Origin of the sequence: Mesorhizobium sp. M7A.F.Ca.CA.004.06.1.1, assembly GCF_003999135.1 — a bacterium.
In the GTDB taxonomy this organism is placed as follows: domain Bacteria; phylum Pseudomonadota; class Alphaproteobacteria; order Rhizobiales; family Rhizobiaceae; genus Mesorhizobium.
The window spans coordinates 1-1,925 of record NZ_RZPQ01000943.1 but is presented as its reverse complement, the minus strand read 5'-3'; the positions used below and the strand labels follow the sequence as shown (position 1 = coordinate 1,925).

The window sequence follows — 1,925 nt, the reverse complement described above, 5'->3', positions numbered from 1 at the left end:
GTGTCGAGAAGCGGCTGCCAGGCCCGGAACCAGTTGCTCGCCTCGGCCTGCCGTGGCCAGATGCCGTCCACAGTGGGATAGATCAGCTGGAGAACACGGAAATCCAGGCCGTCGTAGAACCAGAGGTCCCAGCCGAAATGCTCGCGGTAGTGTTCGATGTGAACGGTGCCGAATTGACAGTCGAAACCTTCGATAAAACCGGACGATCGCTGCCCTGGTTGGAAAACCTCGCCGGAGCGGACGCGGCTGCAATACTCGTTGATGATGAACTGGGAGATTTCCGGCTTCAGGCCGATGACGATGAGTTCCGGCGCCTTGAAGTTGTGCTCTATTCCAACCGAATAGGTGAAAGGCGGATCGTCGCCTTCCTCCAGCACATGCAAGATGTGGCAGCCATAGGCCTCGATATCGGCCAGCGCCTTGGCTTCATCCGGGTCAGTGGCTTCTCTACTCGGCATCGAGCTGGTTCTGGGGCGCGGCTTTCTGGAAGGCCGGCAGCGCCATGCAGGCGGCGTTGATGCGCGCGATCGTCGGGTAGGGCGTCAGATCGACGCCAAACCGGGCGTTGCTGGCAATCTGCGCGGCGAGGCAGATGTCGGCCAGGCCCGGCGCATCGCCATGGCAGAATGTACCCGTCTCCGCCGACGACGCCATGATCTTTTCAAGCGGCCGGAAACCCTCGTTCACCCAGTGGCGGAACCAGTTGGTGATGTCTTCGTCGCCGGCGCCGAACAGAGTGCGCAGCGAGGTCAGCACGCGCAGATTGTTCACCGGGTGGATGTCGCAGGCGATCATCTGCGCCAGCATTCTCACGCGTGCCCGGCCGGCCGGGTCCTTCGGCAGCAGCGGTGGTTCCGGTTTGGTCTCGTCGAGGAACTCGATGATCGCCAGCGATTGGGTCAGCAGCGTGCCGTCGCCGAGGATCAGCGCCGGCACCAGCCCTTGAGGATTGACCGCGAGATAGGCTGGTTCCAGATGCTCGCCATGGCGCAGATGATGCGGGACATAGTCGTAGCTCAGCCCCTTCATCTCCAGCGCGATCCGCACCCGATAGGAGGTGGAGGAGCGATAGTAGTTGTGCAGGATGAGTTCGCTCATGGCCTCACTTCGGTTGGCCGATGGTCACTTCGATGGTCCCGATGCCGTCGACGCCGCCGGTCATCGTGTCGCCGACGCCAACCGCGCCGACGCCTGCCGGCGTACCGGTGAAGATCAGGTCGCCGGGCTCGAGTTCCATCGCCTCGCTGCAGATCGACACGATATCCGATATCGGCCAGATCAGTTCGGCGAGGTCGGCGTCCTGCCTGACCTTGCCGTTGACGGCGAGCCAGATGCGGCCTTTCCGTGGATGGCCGGATTCCTGCGCTTGCACCAGCGGGCCGCAAGGGGCGGAGCGGTCGAAGGCCTTCGACCAGTCCCAGGGCCGGGCGGCCTTCTTGGCCTCGTCCTGCAGATCGCGGCGGGTGAGGTCGATGCCGACACCATAGCCCCAGACATGGTCCAGCGCCTTGTCGCGGGGAATGCGGAAGCCGGCTTTGCCGATCGCGGCCACCAGTTCGATCTCGTGGTGCAGATTGGCCGTCAGCGGCGGGTAGGGGATAGCGGTGCCGGAATCGACCACCGCGTCGGCCGGCTTGGTGAAGAAGAAGGGCGGATCACGCTCGTCATTGCCGAATTCGCGGGCATGCGCCGCGTAGTTGCGGCCGACGCAGTAGATACGGCGCACCGCAAAACGATCGGACGAACCGGCGACGGCCACCGATGCGGTTGCGGGCAGGGGAAGGACGAATTCTGTCATCAAGGGTCTCTGCTTGGTTGCCGGAACATTCGACCGATTTAGGGCCTGGACAAGGCGATTTGGTCGAGAAAGTGCCGGCGGCACTTTCCGCCGGAGATGGCGATATACTATTTGGCAATAATCTGGC

At 63.1% G+C, this 1,925-nt stretch carries 3 protein-coding genes; all 3 read right to left on the bottom strand.

The annotated features are described in order from the left end of the window. On the bottom strand, positions 1–458 hold a 458-nt coding region (locus EN906_RS32460; RefSeq protein WP_127375695.1), incomplete at its 3' end, for a DUF4262 domain-containing protein. Beyond that, positions 448–1,098 carry a maleylacetoacetate isomerase gene (gene maiA, locus EN906_RS32455; RefSeq protein WP_127271345.1) on the bottom strand — a complete coding sequence of 217 codons (651 nt, stop codon included), beginning with the start codon at positions 1,096–1,098 and terminating at the stop codon, positions 448–450. The genes maiA and EN906_RS32460, both read right to left, overlap by 11 nt. Before the next feature lie 4 nt (positions 1,099–1,102). Then, positions 1,103–1,798, bottom strand: a complete 696-nt coding sequence (locus tag EN906_RS32450) for a fumarylacetoacetate hydrolase family protein (RefSeq protein ID WP_127273131.1) — start codon at positions 1,796–1,798, stop codon at positions 1,103–1,105. Positions 1,799–1,925 lie beyond the last annotated feature (127 nt).

Coding starts and splice junctions, on each gene's coding strand:
- maiA (WP_127271345.1), bottom strand. CDS start 1,098: ATGAGCGAACTCATCCTGCACAACTACTATCGCTCCTCCACCTCCTAT.
- EN906_RS32450 (WP_127273131.1), bottom strand. CDS start 1,798: ATGACAGAATTCGTCCTTCCCCTGCCCGCAACCGCATCGGTGGCCGTC.